Below are 825 nucleotides of genomic sequence, written 5' to 3'. Positions count from 1 at the left end.
TGATGATCGACGCGCCCGATGGCACCGGTAAGTCGAGCTCCATTGGCAATATGGTGCCAACCAAGCAAGCAACCGTTGCAAGCAGAGAAGAAAGCAATACAAAGCTTCCCATTCGCTTGGTGAGCAACCGAGCTGTCGCACCAGGGATCAATAACAGCGCACCCACTAACACGGCACCAATGATCTTCACTGCGGCGATCGTCACTAAAGTGATCATCATGACGAATAGGTAATCGTAAAAGCTGGTATTGAAGCCACGCACACGAGCAATATCTGGGCTGATACACGTGAGCAAAATGCGATTAAATGTCGGAATCAGCAGCAGCAGGATGATCAAGCAGCTCACTGCAAGCAACGTGATGTCTCTATCGGTCACCGTCAAAATCGAACCGAACAGTACGTTTTCTAGCATGTGTATGTTGATCTTACGTGCGACGTACATCAGCAACGCCGCCCCGACCGCCAGAGCTAACGCCAGAAATACACCGACCAACGTGTCATAAGGTACATTGGTGCGATTTCTCACGAAGTGCAGCAGCAACGCAAAGATCATGCAGAAGCTAAACAACCCTATGATTGGGTTTTCTGGCGGTTCACCAAGTAAAACACCAATAGCGATACCCGTCAGTGCTGCGTGGCCTACTGCTTCGGAGAAAAACGCCAAACGCTTAGCAATCACTAATGTACCCAGCCCGCCGAGTAGCGGCCCCAAAATCAACGCAGCGACCATCGCGTTCACCATGAAAGCGTACGCAAAGCTGTCGCTCAACCATCCAGCGTCTACACCACTCATCGCCAGTGCTCGTAACCACTCCATTACGCCGC

At 51.3% G+C, this 825-nt stretch carries 1 protein-coding gene; it reads right to left on the bottom strand.

Translation table 11 applies throughout. From position 1 onward, the window contains the following. A partial coding sequence (locus R7R24_RS25875; RefSeq protein WP_318119985.1) for a metal ABC transporter permease occupies positions 1–817 on the bottom strand: 817 nt, incomplete at its 3' end. Between the last annotated feature and the right edge of the window lie 8 nt (positions 818–825).

It is taken from the genome of Vibrio sp. 704 (assembly GCF_033339295.1).
This window is presented reverse-complemented; position numbering and strand designations above follow the sequence as displayed.